General features: G+C 36.0%; 13 protein-coding genes and 1 pseudogene. 8 read left to right on the top strand and 6 right to left on the bottom strand.

Features of this window, described 5'->3' with window-relative positions; translation table 11 throughout:
- Nucleotides 1–215 precede the first annotated feature (215 nt).
- Nucleotides 216–734 carry a hypothetical protein gene (locus C8N46_RS11090; protein ID WP_108114958.1) on the top strand — a complete coding sequence of 173 codons (519 nt, stop codon included), beginning with the start codon at nucleotides 216–218 and terminating at the stop codon, nucleotides 732–734.
- On the opposite strand, the gene C8N46_RS11085 is transcribed toward C8N46_RS11090, so the two are convergent.
- The 3 genes and pseudogenes from C8N46_RS11085 to C8N46_RS21105 form a co-directional block, all read right to left on the bottom strand.
- The gene (locus C8N46_RS11085; protein ID WP_108114957.1) at nucleotides 727–951 is read right to left on the bottom strand and encodes a DUF6095 family protein; all 225 of its coding nucleotides are present in this window, start codon (nucleotides 949–951) and stop codon (nucleotides 727–729) included. The genes C8N46_RS11090 and C8N46_RS11085 overlap by 8 nt on opposite strands.
- Nucleotides 932–1753 carry an N-acetylmuramic acid 6-phosphate etherase gene (murQ, locus tag C8N46_RS11080; RefSeq protein WP_108114956.1) on the bottom strand — a complete coding sequence of 274 codons (822 nt, stop codon included), beginning with the start codon at nucleotides 1751–1753 and terminating at the stop codon, nucleotides 932–934. Before murQ ends, C8N46_RS11085 begins: the two co-directional genes overlap by 20 nt.
- 218 nt (nucleotides 1754–1971) lie before the next feature.
- A pseudogene (locus tag C8N46_RS21105) lies at nucleotides 1972–2197 on the bottom strand (IS982 family transposase); the annotation flags it as partial.
- 268 nt (nucleotides 2198–2465) lie between these two features.
- Between C8N46_RS21105 and C8N46_RS11070 the strand changes: the two are divergent.
- Nucleotides 2466–3839, top strand: coding sequence for an alpha/beta hydrolase (locus C8N46_RS11070; protein WP_108114955.1), 1374 nt, complete (start codon nucleotides 2466–2468; stop codon nucleotides 3837–3839).
- 118 nt (nucleotides 3840–3957) lie between these two features.
- Here C8N46_RS11070 and C8N46_RS11065 read toward each other — a convergent pair whose 3' ends face one another.
- Genes C8N46_RS11065 through C8N46_RS11055 form a run of 3 tightly spaced genes read right to left on the bottom strand, consistent with a single transcriptional unit; the run spans nucleotide 3958 to nucleotide 8111 of the window.
- On the bottom strand, nucleotides 3958–4935 hold the full coding sequence (locus tag C8N46_RS11065) for a type I phosphomannose isomerase catalytic subunit (RefSeq protein WP_108114954.1): 978 nt from the start codon (nucleotides 4933–4935) through the stop codon (nucleotides 3958–3960).
- Between the two features lie 10 nt (nucleotides 4936–4945).
- Nucleotides 4946–6523 (bottom strand): sulfatase family protein, encoded by a 1578-nt coding sequence (locus C8N46_RS11060; RefSeq protein WP_108114953.1) that lies wholly within the window; start codon nucleotides 6521–6523, stop codon nucleotides 4946–4948.
- Nucleotides 6524–6530: 7 nt separating this feature from the next.
- Nucleotides 6531–8111: a sulfatase family protein gene (locus C8N46_RS11055; RefSeq protein ID WP_108114952.1), complete on the bottom strand. Its 1581-nt coding sequence runs from the start codon at nucleotides 8109–8111 to the stop codon at nucleotides 6531–6533.
- A gap of 282 nt (nucleotides 8112–8393) precedes the next feature.
- Between C8N46_RS11055 and C8N46_RS11050 the strand changes: the two genes are divergently transcribed.
- The 6 genes from C8N46_RS11050 to C8N46_RS11025 all read left to right on the top strand — a co-directional run bounded on the left by C8N46_RS11050 (nucleotide 8394) and on the right by C8N46_RS11025 (nucleotide 19320).
- Nucleotides 8394–9419 (top strand): glycoside hydrolase family 130 protein, encoded by a 1026-nt coding sequence (locus C8N46_RS11050; RefSeq protein WP_108114951.1) that lies wholly within the window; start codon nucleotides 8394–8396, stop codon nucleotides 9417–9419.
- Between the two features lie 17 nt (nucleotides 9420–9436).
- Nucleotides 9437–11065 (top strand): sodium:solute symporter, encoded by a 1629-nt coding sequence (locus C8N46_RS11045; RefSeq protein ID WP_108114950.1) that lies wholly within the window; start codon nucleotides 9437–9439, stop codon nucleotides 11063–11065.
- Between the two features lie 79 nt (nucleotides 11066–11144).
- The gene (locus C8N46_RS11040) at nucleotides 11145–12677 is read left to right on the top strand and encodes a sulfatase family protein (RefSeq protein WP_158269136.1); all 1533 of its coding nucleotides are present in this window, start codon (nucleotides 11145–11147) and stop codon (nucleotides 12675–12677) included.
- A gap of 45 nt (nucleotides 12678–12722) precedes the next feature.
- The gene (locus C8N46_RS11035; RefSeq protein ID WP_108114948.1) at nucleotides 12723–16526 is read left to right on the top strand and encodes a hybrid sensor histidine kinase/response regulator transcription factor; all 3804 of its coding nucleotides are present in this window, start codon (nucleotides 12723–12725) and stop codon (nucleotides 16524–16526) included.
- Between the two features lie 332 nt (nucleotides 16527–16858).
- Nucleotides 16859–18088, top strand: a complete 1230-nt coding sequence (locus C8N46_RS11030; RefSeq protein WP_146169801.1) for a hypothetical protein — start codon at nucleotides 16859–16861, stop codon at nucleotides 18086–18088.
- The gene (locus C8N46_RS11025; protein WP_146169800.1) at nucleotides 18085–19320 is read left to right on the top strand and encodes a hypothetical protein; all 1236 of its coding nucleotides are present in this window, start codon (nucleotides 18085–18087) and stop codon (nucleotides 19318–19320) included. Before C8N46_RS11030 ends, C8N46_RS11025 begins: the two co-directional genes overlap by 4 nt.

Raw genomic sequence — 19320 nt, 5'->3', positions numbered from 1 at the left:
GCAGATGGTACTGCAGCAATGTGGGAGAGTATGTCGCCGCCTTTTTTAATTAAGTCCTTACTTTTTAAAGTAAGGACTTTTTTTATACCTGAAATTTACCTTCTTAAGTAAAACAACATCTTCAAGCTTTCTTATAAAAAGCAATATTACACCATCTTTTTTTTAGATTTATTATTATACATTTTTTAGTATATTGATAGTATTAAATTCCACTCATGAATACTGTTATTGTAGATTCTTTATTAATCACCCTTAGTACATCTAAAAAATTATTGAATGAATTGACAGCTGCACCCTATAGCTGTAAAGAAGTAGCTCCTTACTATTCTAGTATAGGAACACATATTCGGCATGTTTTGGATTTTTATACTTGTATTTTTAAAGGCTTGGATAGAAAGTATGTCGATTTAACTTCGAGAGGACGTAACCAAAGGATTGAGAATGATCGCAATTGTGCTATTTCAGAAATAGAACTTATTGAAAATCATCTTAGAACGTTATATTCAGCGGATTTAAACGAATTAATTACGGTAGAAGATGATTTAGGAAATGGGGTGATTACAATCGATTATACTTTAGGAGCTTTGTTAGCCCAAGCAAATAGTCATACTATTCATCATTATGCCATAATTGCTTATATTTTAGATGGTTTGGGAGTTGATATTCAAGATGAAAATTTTGGTTATAACCCAACGACACCAGCTCAAAGAATTGAACATACAAAGGCTAGTTGAACATAGCATCCATTATTTTTTTGATACCTCTAAAACCTAGAAATATTGCCATTGCTGCAATCAACAATCCTACTATTAACACAGGAATATAGTAAGGATGTGATTGGTTTTTGAAAGCGGAATTTATAATTATAGGACCCGCAAACATACAAAATAATGAACCAGCCATTAATTTTATTCCTTTTATTAATACGTCTTTATTGGTTCTTTTTGTCATAATTTGTGATTGCTTTTCGAACGTTTTTATACTTATTTAGTAATTCTTCAGCAGTTTCTAAAGAGACTTGCAGCTCAGACATAATCATTTTAACACCTCTTTCTACAAGTTTGTGATTGCTTAACTGCATATCAACCATTTTATTTCCCTTTACTTTTCCAAGTTGAATCATCGTGGCTGTGGAAATCATGTTGAGCACTAATTTTTGCGCGGTTCCAGCTTTCATGCGAGAACTTCCTGTGACGAATTCAGAACCAACGATGACTTCTACAGGATGTTTTGCAGCCTTAGATAATGGACTGTTGTGATTGCACGTGATGCAGCCCGTAAGTATGTTCTTTTGATTACAGTGTTTGAGCGCTCCAATGACATACGGAGTAGTTCCAGAAGCGGCGATACCTATGACCGTGTCTTTTTCAGAAATATTGTATTTTTGAAGGTCTTTCCAGCCTTGTTCAGTATCATCTTCAGCAAATTCTACTGCTTTTCTAATAGCGGAGTCACCTCCTGCAATCAATCCAACTACCAACTCATGAGAAACACCAAATGTTGGTGGACATTCGGAAGCATCTACAATTCCTAGTCGTCCGCTGGTTCCTGCACCAATGTAGAATAATCGTCCGCCATTTTTCATTCTTGACACTATTTGAGTAACAAGCTTTTCAATAGCGGGAATCGCTTTTTCAACCGCGAGCGGAACTGTTTTGTCTTCGCTATTGATGTTGGTCAGCAATTCAGATACGCTCATTTTTTCCAAGTGATTGTATTTCGAATCTTGCTCAGTTGTTTTGATGAATTCCATACTACAAAAATACAGTATTTCGCTTAGAAACGGAATGGTTTTTTCGCGTTAGTGATAGCAGCATTGTTGGAGCTCCTCGCTTTGACTTTTTAGAGTGATTTTTATTGGAATTATTGATAATCTAATTTGAAGAGAGCGACTTCGGATAGTTATACTGTGGCTTCCGCTATGGATGATTTGTTTTACTAGCACAATATTCTTTTTAGCTGTTCTTTTCAAATTTTACTTCGTGAGCTTCTAGCTAGTTTACAAATTTCCAAGAATTGGTTTTTTTTTGAAGATATTTTTTAAAATTAAAAAGTCTTCGGAGTCTTCTATTTAGAAACTTCACTTAATTTTAGAAGTTAAACCTGCCGCAACCAGTTCTAAATTGCGAAATTTTGGTTTACGGATTTGGTGTGAGTAATCCAACTTAGGTTCTATACTTTTTAAAACTTCTAGGATTTTATCGTAATTTGCTTGAAAGTTGTGTAAATTGAATTATTATATGGTAATTACATTTTATTGCCTTTAAGCAGTTTGCACAACTTTTTCTAAATGTACAATAGGTTTAACAATAAATACATGTACAAACTTTTGCATTGGTATGTAGAAAAGGACTGAATTGTATCATCTTTCAAAAAAACTTTTGAGAAAGTAATAATCTCAACGCAAAATCCAACACTACTATAAATGCTTATAACAAGCTGAAAAATGGAAAAAATATTTTAATATGAAGAAAAACAGACTATGTCTTACATGTATTATTGTTTTACTATTTATCGGTTTGGCATCCGCACAAAATTATAGGGAGATTAAAGCAGAAGCTATCGAATACAAAAAAATAGATACCATTAGTTTAAAACTTCATATATACAAACCGTTTAATTTTAATCCGAATACAACATATAAGTGCATTGTTTTTTTTCACGGCGGCGGTTGGAGTAGCGGAAATCACAAGGCTTTTAAAAAACATGCGCAATACTTGGCTTCAAGAGGATTGATTGCTATTTCAGCTGATTATAGAATACATAATAAACATAAAACCACACCTTTTGATGCATTAGAAGACGCCAAATCTGCTATTCGGTTTGTGAGAAAACATTCAAAATCACTTCATATTGATCCTAAAATGATTGCCGCTGGAGGTGGATCGGCAGGTGGACATTTAGCAGCTGCTTGCGGAACTATTGAAGGTTTGGAAGGACAAAACGAAGATTTGAGTATTAGTTCCAAACCGAATGCGTTGGTATTGTACAATCCTGTATATGACAACAGTAAAAATGGATTTGGTTATCGCAGAATGCAAGGAAGACACCTTGAAATTTCACCATTGCATAATATCTCAAAAGGTGCGCCACCAACCATTGTATTTTTTGGAACAGAAGATAAAACCACCCCCGTTGCATCTTCAAAAGCGTATGAAAAACGTATGAAAGAAGTAGGCAGTCGATGTGACTTATTTTTGTATGAAGGACAAGAACATACGTTTTTTAACAATGGAAGATATTTTGTAGAAACATTGCGAGAAACAGATGCTTTTCTAGAATCCTTAGGATATTTACAAGGCAAACCAACAGTTACGCTGAAAAAAGAACTCTCTATAGGAACCGATTTGGTTGACAAACAAAAAGTATACTACCTAAAAACAAAAAGTGATTTTTCAAAGATTACAAAGTCAGAAAAAAACGGAACATTGCAATTTTTAGTAGAAACCATTAAAGAGCCTAAATTCATTGAAAACTATGCAACGAGTATTCCCATTGAAAAGGACAATTATCCCAAAGGAACCGTTTTTTTACTTTCGTATGATGCCAAAACCGTTTCCGCAAGTTCAAAAACAGAGGAAGCAAAAATCTTCTGGTCAATCAAAGAGTTGCAATTGTATAAAGGAAAAAATATAGCCTCTACGCAAAGTATTTCTTCTGAATGGAAAACCTATTATATTCCTATGGAAGCCAAAGAATCTATTAAGAAAGAAGATTTAGGAATCGTCATGCAATATGGGTTTCGTCCGCAATCTTTCCTAATCAAAAACATCAAATTTAGAGTCTTTCCGCAGGGAACAAAACTTAGAGAACTTCCAAGAACAGAAAAAAATCTGTAAGAATGTTACATAACGAACGCAGATAAATCAACGAATTGAAGTAATTCGGAAAGAAAATCTAGAGAAAGTAACACAGATTATACAAAATCACGTAAAGCGATTTGACGTCGCCAACGAATTACTCATAAAACACTTCTATAATCTCTGAAGATTCGGTTGTTTTTAAATGCACGTGTTTAAGAGCAGCAGGCAATAAGATACTTTGTCCTTTTAAAATAGTGATTTCATGGTTGCCCGCAGTAATGCTGATGTTTCCTTTGGTACAAATATAAATCACGAAGGAGTCAATGGCTGTGTAATCTCGATTTAGTGTATCTTCTAAAAATAAAATATTCGTTTTAAAGTAAGGAGTATGGACAAGCGTATTCACTGCATCAACAGATTTTTCATAGCTAGTTTTGTAACTGTCGTGCGCAACAAAGTCAATCACATCGGTGGCTAAATCATTGTGAAGTTCACGAGTTTCTCCGGTTGCTTTATCCACACGATTGTAATCATAAATACGATAAGTAACATCGGAGGTTTGTTGTATTTCAGCTAAAAGTACACCAGCACCAATCGCATGCACTCTTCCCGTTGGAATGTAAAACGTGTCGCCAGCCGTGACTTGTAGCGTATTCAATAATTCCAACACATTCCCTTTCGAAAGTGCTTTTGAGTAATTGAACTTATCTGTTGTTTTCTTAAAACCCACAATGATTTCTGCATTTTCGTCAGCATCCATCACATACCACATTTCGTTTTTTCCAAAAGAATCGTGACGTTCTTTGGCTATGGAATCGTGCGGATGTACTTGTATGGAAAGCGGGGTTTTTGCATCGATGAATTTAATCAGAAGCGGAAATTCTTCGCCAAATTTGTCAAATACAGCCTGTCCTAAAAAATCACCACCAAATGTTTTAATTAATTTTTTAAGCGTATATCCTTGTAGCTGTCCGTTGATGACGTTGGTTTCATCGCCTTCTACATCAGATATTTCCCAAGATTCACCAATACTTTGTGCATCATAGTTTTTATTGAGGACAGTTTTTAGCTTTTCGCCGCCCCACATTCTATATTTATATAAAGGCTGAAATTGTAATGGATAAAAAGTCATCTTTTTAGTATTAGTCTTCTGCAACATTGAAGAGTTTGGAATTGTTTTTTGTACTGCCTAAGTGATTTTTTCCACGTTTCCACTTGATGGTTTTACTTCTAATTGTAGCTGCTTCAACTTCACTTTTCATCCAATTATTTAAAAAAGAAACATTCTCTTTTTCATTAAAAGCAGCTAATGTATAATCATTGGTTTGCATCATGTGTTGTTGCAATGCTGTTCTGTGTATTTCAATGATTTCTTTATAGTCTGGATGATTAATAAGATTATGTAGCGCATTTGGATCTTTTTCATAATCGTAAAATTCTTCGACAGAACGATACAACCAAAAATTAAAACGCTTTTTGACTGCTTCATCGGTTGTTGCTAGTTTTTTCATTTGTTTATACGTAAGCTGATGCGTTGATGCCGATATAAATTTGTATTCACCAGTAGCCCAAGGATTAAATATATAACCATAGCGTTTGGAGATTGCCGTACGAGATGGTCTTGGAATGCCGCCAGCGTTTTCGTCGTACTGACCAAAAACATAGGTGCTTTCTTTGTTTTCTTCGTCTGTTTTCAACGCTCTTAAAAACGAATTTCCAGTCATCTCAGACGGTTTTGAAATTCCTGTAATATCTAATAATGTTGGAGCAATGTCAATGGCAGAAACCAAACTGTTTTTATTAACGAATGGTTTGAGTTGCTTTGGCCACGAAACAATCAAAGGTGTTTTTAAACCATTTTGATATACGGTTGATTTGGCGTACGGAAATGGCATACCATGATCTGATAAAAGGATGACAATGGTATTGTCAAAATCTTTGTTTGTTTTCAGCACTTTTAATACTTCACCAACACAATCATCACCACGCTTCACAGAGTTGTAATAATTAAGGATTTGTTGTTTGATTTTTGGTGTTTCTGGTAAAAATTCAGGCACGGTCACTTCATTCAATCCATAAATTGTAGAAGGTGGACAGTTGTCGAATCCTTGCTTTTTGGATATATCATCATTAAAAAAGGGTTTGTGCGGATCGGCAATATTGAGCACACAATAATAAGGTTTATTTGTTTGACGAGCATTTTTTAGAAAGCCTTCAAATTCGTCACCATACACCGTCGCACAACGTTTTTTATCGCCAGTAAAACTACTGTGCGTATCCCAAAAAGCATCATAATCTGGATGTATGCTGGTGTCCGATTTTTTATTAAGAACACCTGTGTAGTATCCATTTTCTTTCAGTAATACAGATAACGTATTTATGGTGTTTTCAACAAAGAAAAAGCCACGCATGCCAGATTGATGCGGATACAAACCTGTTTGAATCACCACACGTGATGGCGAACAGTTTGGCGCTTGTACATACGCGTTTTGAAACATTACTCCAGAAGTTGCCAATTTGTCAATATGAGGTGTTATGTTAGGAATATCGCCACCATGTATAGCAGGTGAATTCCAGTTCATATCATCCAAGGTAATAAGTAAAATGTTGGGTTGACTTTGCTCTTTTTTGGCTGTTTCCGTGCTGCTGCTTTGGTTTGTGTTCTTTGAACTATTGCACGCTATCAACGTTAACAAAAGAAATAATCGTATGATTTTCATAGTGTGGTTATTTGTCTTTAGTACCCGATTCGAGGCCACCAAAATTGGTATCAGATATGTTTCGTAATTCTTCAACAGTCATCGTGTTTCCATACGCTGTTTTTAGTGCTTTTAATTGTTCTTTTAATGTTGTGATGAGCGACGTATGTGCTTCAGAATGTATCAAATTGTTCATTTCCTGCGGATCTTCTTGTAAATCATACAATTCCCACACATCTATATCATAGTAAAAATGAATAAGCTTATAGCGTTCAGTTCTAATACCATAATGCGGTTGCACGTGATGCCACTTAGGATATTCGTAATAATGATAATACATAGATTGTCGCCAGTTTTCAACAGTTTCTCCCATGAGCAACGGTGTAAAACTTTTTCCTTGTACATCTTGAGGGATTTCAGTTTTCGTAAGCTCTAAGAGCGTTGGTGCAATGTCAATATTAGATATGATATCATCCACGACAGTGTTGGGTTTAATCTTGCCAGGATATTTTATGATAAAAGGCATACGCATGGACTCTTCGTACATCCATCGTTTGTCAAACCATCCATGTTCCCCCAAAAAGAAACCTTGATCTGAAGCATAAATCACAATGGTATTTTCCTCTAAATTGTGATCTTTCAAGTATTGAAGCACGCGTCCAATATTATCATCTACTGAACGTATAGTTGCCAAATAATCTTTTATATAGCGTTGATATTTCCAACGTCGTAACGCTTCTCCTTTTAGCGTGTCGTTTGGAGTTGCTATTTGTCTTGGTTTATTTCCGTAATCGAGCCATTTCCTCAATTCTTTTTTGTCTAAATCTTCTGGTGTTGCTAATTTGAGATCGCGTCGATTTAGATAATCCATCGTCATGTGCGTGTTTCCTGCTGTTTGCTCTCGACCTTCGTACATATCGTTGAAAGTTTCGGGAAATGGTAGCGTTTCATCTTCAAATAAATCTACATACTTAGTATCAGGAGCCCATTCTCTATGTGGAGCTTTGTATTGGAGCATAAGGCAGAAAGGCTCCTGATTATTTTTATTGTCTAACCACTGCAATGCAAAATCTGTCGTAATATTGGTTGCGTACCCTTCTTCTTTGACTTCAGTTCCGTTTTCACTATACGTCGGATTCCAATACACGCCTTGTTCACCATGATCAATATGATATTTATAATAATCAAAACCTTTGGGTTCTGAGGCTAAATGCCACTTGCCAACAAGAGCCGTTGTATAACCGTTTTCTTGTAAAGCTTTTGGATAACTCCATTGCGTATTGTCAAAATGGCCGCCTCTGTAATTTTTATAATATCCATTTACATGACTATACTTTCCCGTAAGAATGGCAGCGCGACTCGGACCGCAAATAGCATTAGTGCTAAATGCATTGCGTAGAATAGCGCCTTCTTTTGCAATACGATCAATATTGGGAGTCGGAGAAATATCTTTAAAACGATCATTATAAGCCGTAATAGCCTGCGTAGCATGATCGTCTGTAAAAATAAAAACGATGTTGGGCTTTTCTATTGCAGTCTTTTGTTGCTGTTTTTTACAAGACATCAAACTAATGATTGCAAAAAGACATAAAATTTGCTTGACAGGCATAAGGGATAATTTTTAAAGTTTAACTATGTAAATTTTGTTTTCAGGTTACATATAATCGTCAACAATTTCGAAAATAAAATTTTAATTCTGTTGTTGGGTTGATTTATTGAGCAAAAAAGTAGGGGAATTGTTCATCGTAAGATTCGCTGTGAAATTCAACCGAAAATCTATTGTTTTATAACTGTCTGACCATAATTTTTAGTAGAATGACCAAATTTAAAACCCCTTTTTTTTTAGTTAGGATTATCATTGGGTTTTTATAACTAATCATGATTTTAGATAATGAAACTAAAAAAATTTGAAGGTAACCCTATTCTCAGCCCCAACCCAAAAAATGATTGGGAAAATCTTGTAGTGTGCAATCCGGGTGTATTTTACGACGAAGGAAAATTTTATATGTTATACCGCGCTGCTGGTGACGATGAAGCACATATTATAAGATTTGGACTTGCCATAAGCGACGATGGATATCACTTTGAACGTATGAGCGATAAACCTGTACTCGGACCTAGTGAAGAAGGACCAGATATGGGATGTATTGAAGATGCCAGAATTGTGAAGTTTGATGATTATTATTATGTAACCTATGCTTTTAGACCATTTCCTCCAGGACAATACTGGAAATTTGCGCACGACGAGGTATTGACCGAAGATCATGGAGCGCATGCACCTCACTTCATCAAAAAGAACATGGCAAATTCCGCTTTAGCGATGACAAAAGACTTTAAAAACTGGCTTAAACTTGGACGTATCACCGACTCAAACCTTGATGATAGAGACGTCATCTTATTTCCCGAAAAAATAAACGGTAAGTACGCAATGCTGCATCGTCCGAAAGAGTGGATTGGTGAACACTATGGTGTCAAAAACCCTGCAGTTTGGATTCGTTTTAGCGATGACATGCTTGTATGGAATGAACCTAGCCATTTGTTGATTGATGGAATTGACGGTGGTTGGGAAGAAAAAGTAGGAGGTAGTACGCCACCACTTAAAACCGACAAAGGTTGGTTGGTGTTATACCACGGTGTAGAAAAGGGAGGTTTAGGATATTACAGAGTTGGTGCGGTGATGTTAGATAATGATGATCCTACCAAAGTCATTGGACGAACAAAAGATTACATCATGGAGCCAGAATTCGATTATGAGATTGAAGGCTATTATAAAGGCTGTGTATTTCCTACCGGAAATATGATTGTTGACGATACACTATACGTATACTATGGAGGTGCCGATAAATATATAGGATTGGCTACTTGCAATGTAAACGAACTGATAGAATTTACATTGAGCGAGGCTCAAAACTCTTAACTAAAAACCAACAAACTATGCAATCAGGAAATTTTATAACAGAAGGCCCAAGTTGGGTAAATGGTCTCTCGTGGGCCGATATACTAATTATTGTCTTATACTTTTTGTTTGTTGTATACCTTGGGATACGATATAGTAAAAGTAAAGATGAAAAATCGTATTTCTTAGCGGGAAGAGGCATGACGTGGCCCGTAATAGGATTTTCGCTATTTGCAGCAAGTATTTCAAGTTCTACCTTAATTGGTCAGGCAGGCGATGCGTACAGTACAGGAATAGCGGTATTCAATTACAACCTTGTGTCGGTAGTCGTTATGATATTTTTTGCATGGTTTATACTGCCGTTTTACATCAAATCAAAGATATTTACGATTCCCGAATTTTTGGAAAAACGATTCAACGTTGCCTCTCGTTACTATTTTTCTGCCATTACCATCATCGTTAATATTTTTCTGGATGCAGCAGGTTCGCTTTACGCGGCTGCGATTGTTATGAAATTAGTATTTCCAGAGGTTTCTATCTTTACCTTATCTGTAATATTTGCCGTTATAGTGGCGGCATATACCATTCCTGGTGGATTGTCGGCAGCAATTCGGGTAGATTTAATGCAAGGAATCTTTCTATTGGTCGGCTCAATCGTGCTTACGCTGTATGCTACCTATAATGGCGGCGCAGCGTACGTAAAACAACTTTTAGTAGAAGGAGATATTTTAATGAAATTGGTTCGCCCTATGGAAGATTCTTCCGTGCCTTGGTTGGGTGCGTTGGTAGGAATTCCGATTTTAGGCTTATTTTTCTGGGGAAACAATCAACAATTGGTACAACGTGTTTTAACTGCCAAAAACCTAGATGAAGGTAGAAAAGGAGTGTTGTTGGTAGGTTTTCTAACGGTATTGACCTTATTCGTTATCATCATTCCTGGGATTATGGCGATTGACCTATTTCCAGGATTGTCAAAACCAGATATGGTCTATCCGAACCTTATCATGGAATTACTGCCTAATGTGCTTATTGGCTTTATGATGGCGGCGATGGTAGCGGCACTTACATCATCGTTAAGCGGATTGTTAAATTCTGTGGCAACACTTTTCACGATGGATTTTTACGATAAAATGGTACCGCACAGTACTTCAAAAAAGAAGGTGAGAGTTGGTAAAATAGCGTCCATAACAGTATTAGTCATTGCCGTATTTTGGGCACCACAAATTGGAAAACAGTTTGGTACATTGCTCAAATATTACCAAGAAATGCTTTCAATCATGGCTCCGCCAATCGTGGCAGCTTTCATTTTAGGTATTTTTTGGAAACGAACCAATGCCGTAGGCGCTTTTTCTGGTTTAATGGCAGGAATCGCCTTAGGAATTGGCAATATCATATATTCTGTACAAGTTGGACACTCTATTTTTGGAGATATTCACTTTTTGCTTACCGTTCCGTTCTACTTTTTATGGAGCTTATTAGTGATGGTTCTAGTGAGTTTGGCAACCAAAAAGCCACCACTTGAAAAAACAGAAGGATTGGTGTTTTCTGTGAGTGAATTTAAAAAAGAAACGGCGAGTTTAAAAAGTGTTCCGCTATTGAAAAGTTACCGATTTTGGTCTCTTGCGCTGCTTGTGTTTTGTTTCATCACATTAATTATGTACTGGTAAACCTATAACTATGAAATATGTATCTTTTACATTACTTATAATTTCGACTTTTATTTTGACAAGTTGTAAAAATAAAAATGTGGAAACACCTCGAAAAAAACAACCTAATTTTCTGTTTATTTTGGTAGACGATCAACCTTTTGATGCTTTGGAAGACAGCGGACGCTATCCGTTCCTAAAAACGCCCAACATGCAGCGACTGATTAATGAAGGTGCAAAGTTTGAAAACTACTATGTAACGCAATCCATCTGTTCGCCTTCGAGAGCAAGCTTCTTAACAGGAACCTATCCGCACATTCATGGCGTAAATCAAAATAACAAACATGTAGATCCTAATTGGAAAGATTTTCAACCGTACAATGCACACCTTCAAATCGCAGGTTATCAAACGGCGCACGTCGGTAAAATACACATGGCGCATTACAGAAACGAACAGCATATCAGACCTGGTTTTGATTATTGGTTTAGTTTTATTGGACAAGGAGAGTATTTCGATCCTATGGTAAACGACAACGGAAAAGAATATCAAGAAAAAGGCTATATGACTGATATTCTTACGGACAAAGCAATCACGTGGCTCAAAGAAAAAAGAGATCCTACCAAACCTTTCAGCTTAAATTTGTGGCATAAAGCCGTTCACGAAGATCATTCGCCCGCACCGAGACATAACAAAATTTTTAAAAACGATTCCTTACCAACGCCGCCGTACAATCAGCACTTGGAGAATTTTGCGGGCAAACCTGAATGGCAACGTTTAAAAGCGTGGGATCACAAGTGGAAAGAATACATTCCGTCAGATACATTGGCACCAAAACCGTGGCCGATCAAAGGCTATAAGTTCAAAAAACTATTAGAATGCTTACTTGCGGTAGATGAGTCGTTAGGAGAAGTATTGGCTACCTTAGAAGAAATGGGAGAACTAGACAATACCGTGATTATTTACAGTAGTGACAACGGTTATTTTATGGGCGAACACGGATATTGGGACAAACGTATTGCGTATGAAAACTCAATGAAAATTCCGATGTTGATACGATATCCGGAAAAAATTAAGCCAGGCACAAAGATTGCTTCGAATGCACTAAATATTGATTTGGCACCTACAATTTTAGAACTTGCAGGAATCGAAAAGCCAAGCTATATGCAAGGAGAAAGTATGGTAAATCTATTAGCAGGCACTGAGCAAAACTGGCGAGATGCTTTTATGTTTGAATATTATGTGGATGATGAATATCCGTACGCAGGACCTAATATGCTGGCGATAAAAAATGACAAATACAAGCTTGTGGATGCCTTTTTGGAAGATGATATTGACGAGTTGTACAATCTTGAAAACGATCCAGGTGAAATGAACAATTTAATAAATGACCCTGAATATGATGCGATTGAAGCACAACTTCGTAAGGAATTGGAAGCACTTAAACTAAAATACAAGTACAACACGGATAGAGATTGGTGGTTAAAAACACAAGTGCCTTCAGCAAAAAAGAAAAAACTGGAAGAAGAAAACTTTTCGTACACTTCTATTGATTGCTTACTTTCCGAAGCTCGAGAAAACACAAAAAAGAATTCTAAAAAGATGCAGAAGCATGTGGAACAACCTCATAATTAAAAGTTATTAAGTGTCCCATTCAAAAAAAAACAATATTTTTAAAACATGATAAAATATTATGCAAATAAGTATTGGTTTTCCCTCATACTTCTTATCAGTCTTACGGCATATAGTCAGCAAATAAAACGTATTGACCCGAAACAAGAATTCATAGATGCAACGGTAAATACCATCGAAAAAGACAGTCTTGGCTATCTTTGGATAGGCACGGAGCAAGGTTTAAAAAAGTATGCTGGAACAGCCTTAAAAAATTACGAGTTTCCCAATAACGAAGACATTGTTGGTAGAGGAATTGTTGCCATTAAAAATATAAAAGGCGAATTGTATCTCATAAGTCATAACGGAACTCTATTTAAATATGAGTATGAATATGACACCTTTACAACACTCTTTACCCTGCAAGGCGCTACTTTTTTATCATTCGACAAAATTACGGACGAGCAACTTATCATTGGTTTGGCTTCTGGCTTTATAATCTATGATTTAGCGAACAATACTGCATCCGAAATTCTTCATAAAGACATTATTCTAAATAAAACAGTTCGATTTTACGACGGAAAAATTTATTCAGGAACCTCTAAAGGTTTTTTCAGTTTTACGTACAATCAATCTTCAAAAACACTAACCGTAGAGAAAAAAATTATCACCGAGCAAGATATTATTCACTTTACAATTGACAAGCAAGGAAGATGTTGGATTGGGACGGAAGTTGGTGGGTTGTTCATATTACAGCATGACGAACTGACGCAAAAAACACTTTCCAAAATAGAAAACAAAACCTATGCAATCCGAAAAATAGCTTTTGATACCTACAACAAAGTTTTAGTCGCGGTAGACCGATTGGGACTTTTTGTGTTGGATGAAGACGGAAACGTAATTAAAAATTATACGCACGAAGCCGATAATGACAACTCACTTACGCAAAATGGTATTTACGAAATTTATGTAGACGACACCAATGCGTATTGGTTGGGAATACAAGATGGCGGACTGAATATCGTGTATGAAAAAGACAGTGTTTTTTCGAATATCTTTCACATCAGAGATAATAATAATAGTATCAGTAACAACTCTATCAGAGCGATTTACGAAGGAGCAGATGACGCGTTGTGGTTTGGGACTGAAAATGGCGTGAGCAAATTGAAAGAAGGAAATTGGGTAAACTACAACAAAAACCCAAAACTGTATAATACCGCTGTATTGGCAATCAATAGTTTCAAAGATCAATTAGTGTTAGGAACGTATGGCGAAGGAATTCTGGCACTGAATGATGATGTTGTCACTGAAGTCAAATTGAGCGAAAAACTTCCGTTAGATTTCGTCTTTCATATCAACAAGTTTAAAAATGATCTTTGGATTGGTGCGAGTGACGGCCCATTGTCACACTACAAAGATGGTCAGTTATTAAACAACTATCCAATGGGCGTGGAGCGCTTTGTCGTTGAAGGATTTGACGATATTGTATACGTAGCATCTAGTGCTGGATTGTTTGAAATCAACAATCGTAATGCGAGCTTTCGACGTTTGGCAAAAGACATTTTTAACTCTTCCAACGAATGTTATCATTTGAATTTTGACAGATTAAACAACTGTATTTGGATTGGCACTAAAAAAGGACTTTACAAATTCAATCTCCGTACAGAAACAGTGGAAGCAATCGGAGAAAAATTCAGATCGCAGATACGAACGGTATTTTCAATTCAAAGAGACAATCAAAATAATTTGTATCTATCGTGTCTGTCTGGACTTTGGCGATACGATATTAAAAAAGAGATTTTTAGAAAATTTGACAGTAACGACGGACTTCTTATCGAACGTTTTGGTTTTGGAGCAACCGCACTTTTAAAAGACGGACGCATTGCGTTTGGCGGCCCAAAAGGAGCTACCATATTCAATCCGTTGAATTTAGAACTAGACCAACCGATTCAAAATATACACATCAAAAATTTTACAATCAATGGAAAGGAGCCAGATTCCACTTTACTGGCAAAAAACATAAACTATACGAAAACCTTGCAATTGCCGTATGACAACAATTCCATTTCGTTCAATTTTGAAGCGTTAAAATTTCACGGCGCAACGCGTAATTTGTTTGAATGGCAATTGAAAGGCTATGATGAAAACGTACGGTATAGTTACACAGACGAAAAAATCACCTATTCCAATCTTGAACCTGGTGATTATGTGCTTACCTATAGTGGTTACAACGCTGATGGTGTAAAATCAGATACAAAAACCATCAGCATCAACATCAAAAAACCGTTTTGGAAAACCTATCTCGCGTACGCTATTTACATTCTCACCTTTTTCACAATTGGGTATTTAATGTATAGAGTTTCAGAAGCGAACAATCGCAAAAAATTCAACGAGAATAAGATTAAATTCTTTGTCGATGTAGCTCATGACATTAGAACGCCAGTTTCGCTCATTCAACTTTTAGTACAACAATTACACACACAAGAAAATACGGAAGAATCGCTAAAACTGATTGAACGCAACAGCCAAAACTTGAACGAATATGTTACGCAATTGCTAGATTTTCAGAAAATAGACAACAAACAGCTAAAACTCAACATTAGTGAAATTGATTTAAAAGATTGTTTGGCAAAAATAACCAGCGATTTCACTCCAATTTTAAACGAAAAACAAATTACACTTCAGCTCAAAGTCAAACATCTCTCAGTTTGGTTTGATGTGCCAAAAATGCGCCGTATTTTTTACAATATCATCTCCAACGCAATCAAATATACCGGAGAAGGCGGTCAAATTACGATTAGTTCTTTTTTGGATGATAAAAACTTAAAAATATCGTTTAAAGACAACGGAATTGGAATTCCAGAAAAACAGCTAGACCTTATCTTTAAGCGCTTTACCAGAGGAACCAATGTATCTAACAAAGGAATACCTGGTACGGGAATAGGATTGATGCTTTCCAAAAAAATTGTAGAATTACACGGCGGAAAAATACTTCTTGAAAGCAAAGAAAACGAAGGCTCTATCTTTACCGTAGTGCTTCCTAATGGAAAAGAAAGTTACAACAGTGAAGATATCATTCATGAAAAATCTGTAGGTGAAGAAACAAAAGATATTGATCAATTTATAGCGAAAAACAAGCTCATTTTATTGGTAGAAGACAACGATGAACTTCGACAAGCGGTAAAAACGACACTGCAAGACAACTTTACCATCATTGAAGCCACAAACGGAAAAGAAGGGTTGTTAAAAGCACTGTCAAAAAATCCAGATTTAATCATTACAGACATCATGATGCCTGTGATGGACGGAAAAGAGCTTTGTAAACTGTTGAAAAGCAACTTCAAAACGAGTCACATTCCTGTCATTATGCTCACGGCACTTGCCGATATGGAAGATAAAATAAAAGGATTGGAAACAGGTGCAGATTCTTATGTAGAAAAACCACTCAACGTAGACATTTTAAAAGCAACCATCAAAAACCTCATCAATTCTAGAGAAAATGTAAGGCAAATTTTGGGCGATGAAGAAGTCACCAAAAATCTAACACCTGACGAACGTTTTCTATCGGAAGTCATAGATTCTATCAAAGACAACATTACCAACAAAGATTTTTCTATTGATACGCTTTGCGAAATGATGGGATTGAGTCGTTCCAACCTATTTAGAAAGCTGAAAGGACTCATACAAATGTCGCCTTCGGATTTAATTTTGAAGATAAAGCTCGACAAAGCAGAAGAATTGATGAAACAGAAGCGATTCACTCGTATTTCAGACATTGCCTACGAATCTGGATTTCACGACCCTAAATATTTCAGTACTTTATTTAAAAAGCATTACAACAAAACACCCAAAGAATTCATAGATAGTTTGTAAATAGCAAACATACGTCTTGTAATGGAGGTGTAGCTTCTTCTTTTTTAAATTGTATCAGAAAAGTTATATAAAATTCCTGTTGCCTTCACAAAACATAAGAACTATTTTTAAAAACCCCTAAAACAAAAATTGTCGCTTTGCATTCCCAATCCCAGTAAAATCAGGTATTGACTATATTTTCAACCTTGTTGATTTGCTTACAAACCCAATTGTAAGCTTTATTGATGATATTGGAGTATTCTTTTAAGTTACAAATTATGAACAAGCCATTTTTCATACGTATTTCTTTTTTTCTGTGCCTTTGCTTAGGAATGTATTCTTGTAAAAAAGCGATGTCGCAGTCAAAATCAGATGTAGCTGTTACGAACCTCAATGAGCCGCGTACCGACATTACTCAGTTTAATTATGTCATCGGAACCCAAACAGTAGGCTCAAAATATAAGTTTACTGAAGAAACCATGCTTGTGGAAACGGCAAAGCAAATCAAAAGTATGGGTTCTAATTTGCTTAAATTTTCCATGCATCCGCGGTATTGTACAGAAAATTACGGACTTCCAAAAAACGATGCAATCAATTCCTTGACAAAGTTGGCAACTTTAGAACCTTCTGTAAAAGCAGTATTGGACATGGATTTTACCTATTATCATATTTGGGTATACGGTTTCTCTCAATACACAGAAGAACCTATTGGTGAAAAAGATGATACAGCACAGATTAAGTTTATTAATGGATATTCAAAAACATATCAGGACGCACTGTATAAAGAAATTTATGACCTCACGACACATTTATTAAAAACCTATAACAATACAGGAAAAACATTTTATCTTGGGAATTGGGAAGGTGATTGGCACTTGCGTTCAGATTACGATCGTACAAAACCTGCCAACTTAAAAACACTGGAAGGCATGACCGCTTGGGCACAGACAAGACAAAAAGCGATTGACGATGCCAAAAGAGATACCAAACACAACAACGTACAAGTATATCATTATATAGAAGTGAATTTGGTGCGTAAATCTTTAGAAGAGCCTAACTATGTATCTGTAACCAACAACATCCTTGGTGCTGTAAATCCAGATTATGTGTCGTATTCTTCTTACGATGCGACAAATCCGTACAAAACAGAAAAAGCACTAAAAAAGAACTTACAAAAATCATTAGACTACTTAGAAAGTAAATTAGCTCCAAAACCAAACTTACCTAGCGGGAAACGTGTTTGGATTGGCGAATATGGCAATCAGAGCATTAAATTTTCGGATGAAATGCAAAATCGTCGTTCTATTTGGACAATCAAAGCAGCGTTGGAATGGGGAACGCCGTTCATTCTATACTGGGAAATGTACAACAACGAAATTAAAGCAAAAACAGGCGAGCAAATAGGCTATTGGTTGATTACAGACAAAGGAAAAAAACAACCTATTTGGCATACACATTACAACTTTTACAAAGAAACAAATGCTTTTTTACAGCAATATGTAGAGAAATATCAGCAATTACCAAGCTTTGACACGTTTCAAAAAGCAGCTTTACAATTCAACAGTTTAAAAACCCAAAAATGATGAAATATATAATTGCATGTATCTGTTTTTGTGTGGCGAGTCTAAGTTTTGGACAAAAGAAATTTGATGGCGAACTATTTCCGCTGGAAGATTACAATGTTGTCTTGGGAACGAATAGTTTCTACACAAAATATCAGCATACGGACGATACCAAAATCATCGAACAAGCCAAACAAACAAGAGCGCTGGGTTCTAACATTTTGAAAATATCGGTCTCTAAAAAAGTGTTGAAAGATTACGGAATTAAAAATGAAGACGTATACGACATGATGGACGTGATTGATTTAATTCCTGATTATGATCAAGTCTTTCAAATGGATTTCAAATACTACTTTATGTGGTTTCACACAGCTACTGGAATCAAGTGGAAAAAAGGCATCAGCAAGGCACAAGAAGACATGTTGTACAAAGAAATGTACGATTTCACAAAACACCTTTTAACTACTTACAACAATACTGGAAAAACCTTCTTCATTGGAAATTGGGAAGGTGATTGGCTGTTACATCCGCAGATGAAAAAGAAGTCCATTCCTTCACAAGAAGATGTACAAAACATGACCAAGTGGTTGCAAATAAGAGCGCGTGCCATCAATGATGCCAAACGTACCATTGCTTATGAAAACGTGCAATTGTATTACTATGTTGAGGTAAATTTGGCGGTAAAAGGTATGGAAGGCAATACGTGCGTCACCAAAGATATCTTGCCACATGTAGATGCTGACTTTGTATCGTATTCTAGTTATGAATCTAGCAAGAAAAAAGATTACGAAACCAACAAAGCATCGCTTACCAACGTGCTCAATTACATTGAATCACAACTCAAACCGAAAGAAGGCTTGCCTTTTAAAAGACGTGTGTTTATTGGCGAATATGGCGGTCACGCTTTTGATGATAAGCCAGAAACATTTCTAAGACAATTCAACAATGTAAAAGACATTATGCAAATTTCGTTGGAATTGGATTTGCCGTTTGTGTTGCATTGGCAACTATATAACAACGAATACCGAAAAGACGGCGCTTCCAAAAATATGTCTTTAATCAATGAAAAAGGCGAAAAAATGCCCGTGTTTTACCTTCATCACAACTATTATAAAGCCATCAACTCATATCTAAAGTCGTACAAAGCGGAACACCAAACCTATCCAGATCGGGAAACTTTTACGAAAGAAGCCTTACGTGTTTTAGACACGGTATATAAAGATGTATTAAAAAGTCATTTTAACAAAATATAA

The organism is Kordia periserrulae, from assembly GCF_003054265.1.
In the GTDB taxonomy this organism is placed as follows: Bacteria; Bacteroidota; Bacteroidia; order Flavobacteriales; family Flavobacteriaceae; genus Kordia; species Kordia periserrulae.
The sequence above is the reverse complement of the archived record's forward strand: the minus strand, read 5'-3'. Positions and strand labels throughout refer to the sequence as shown.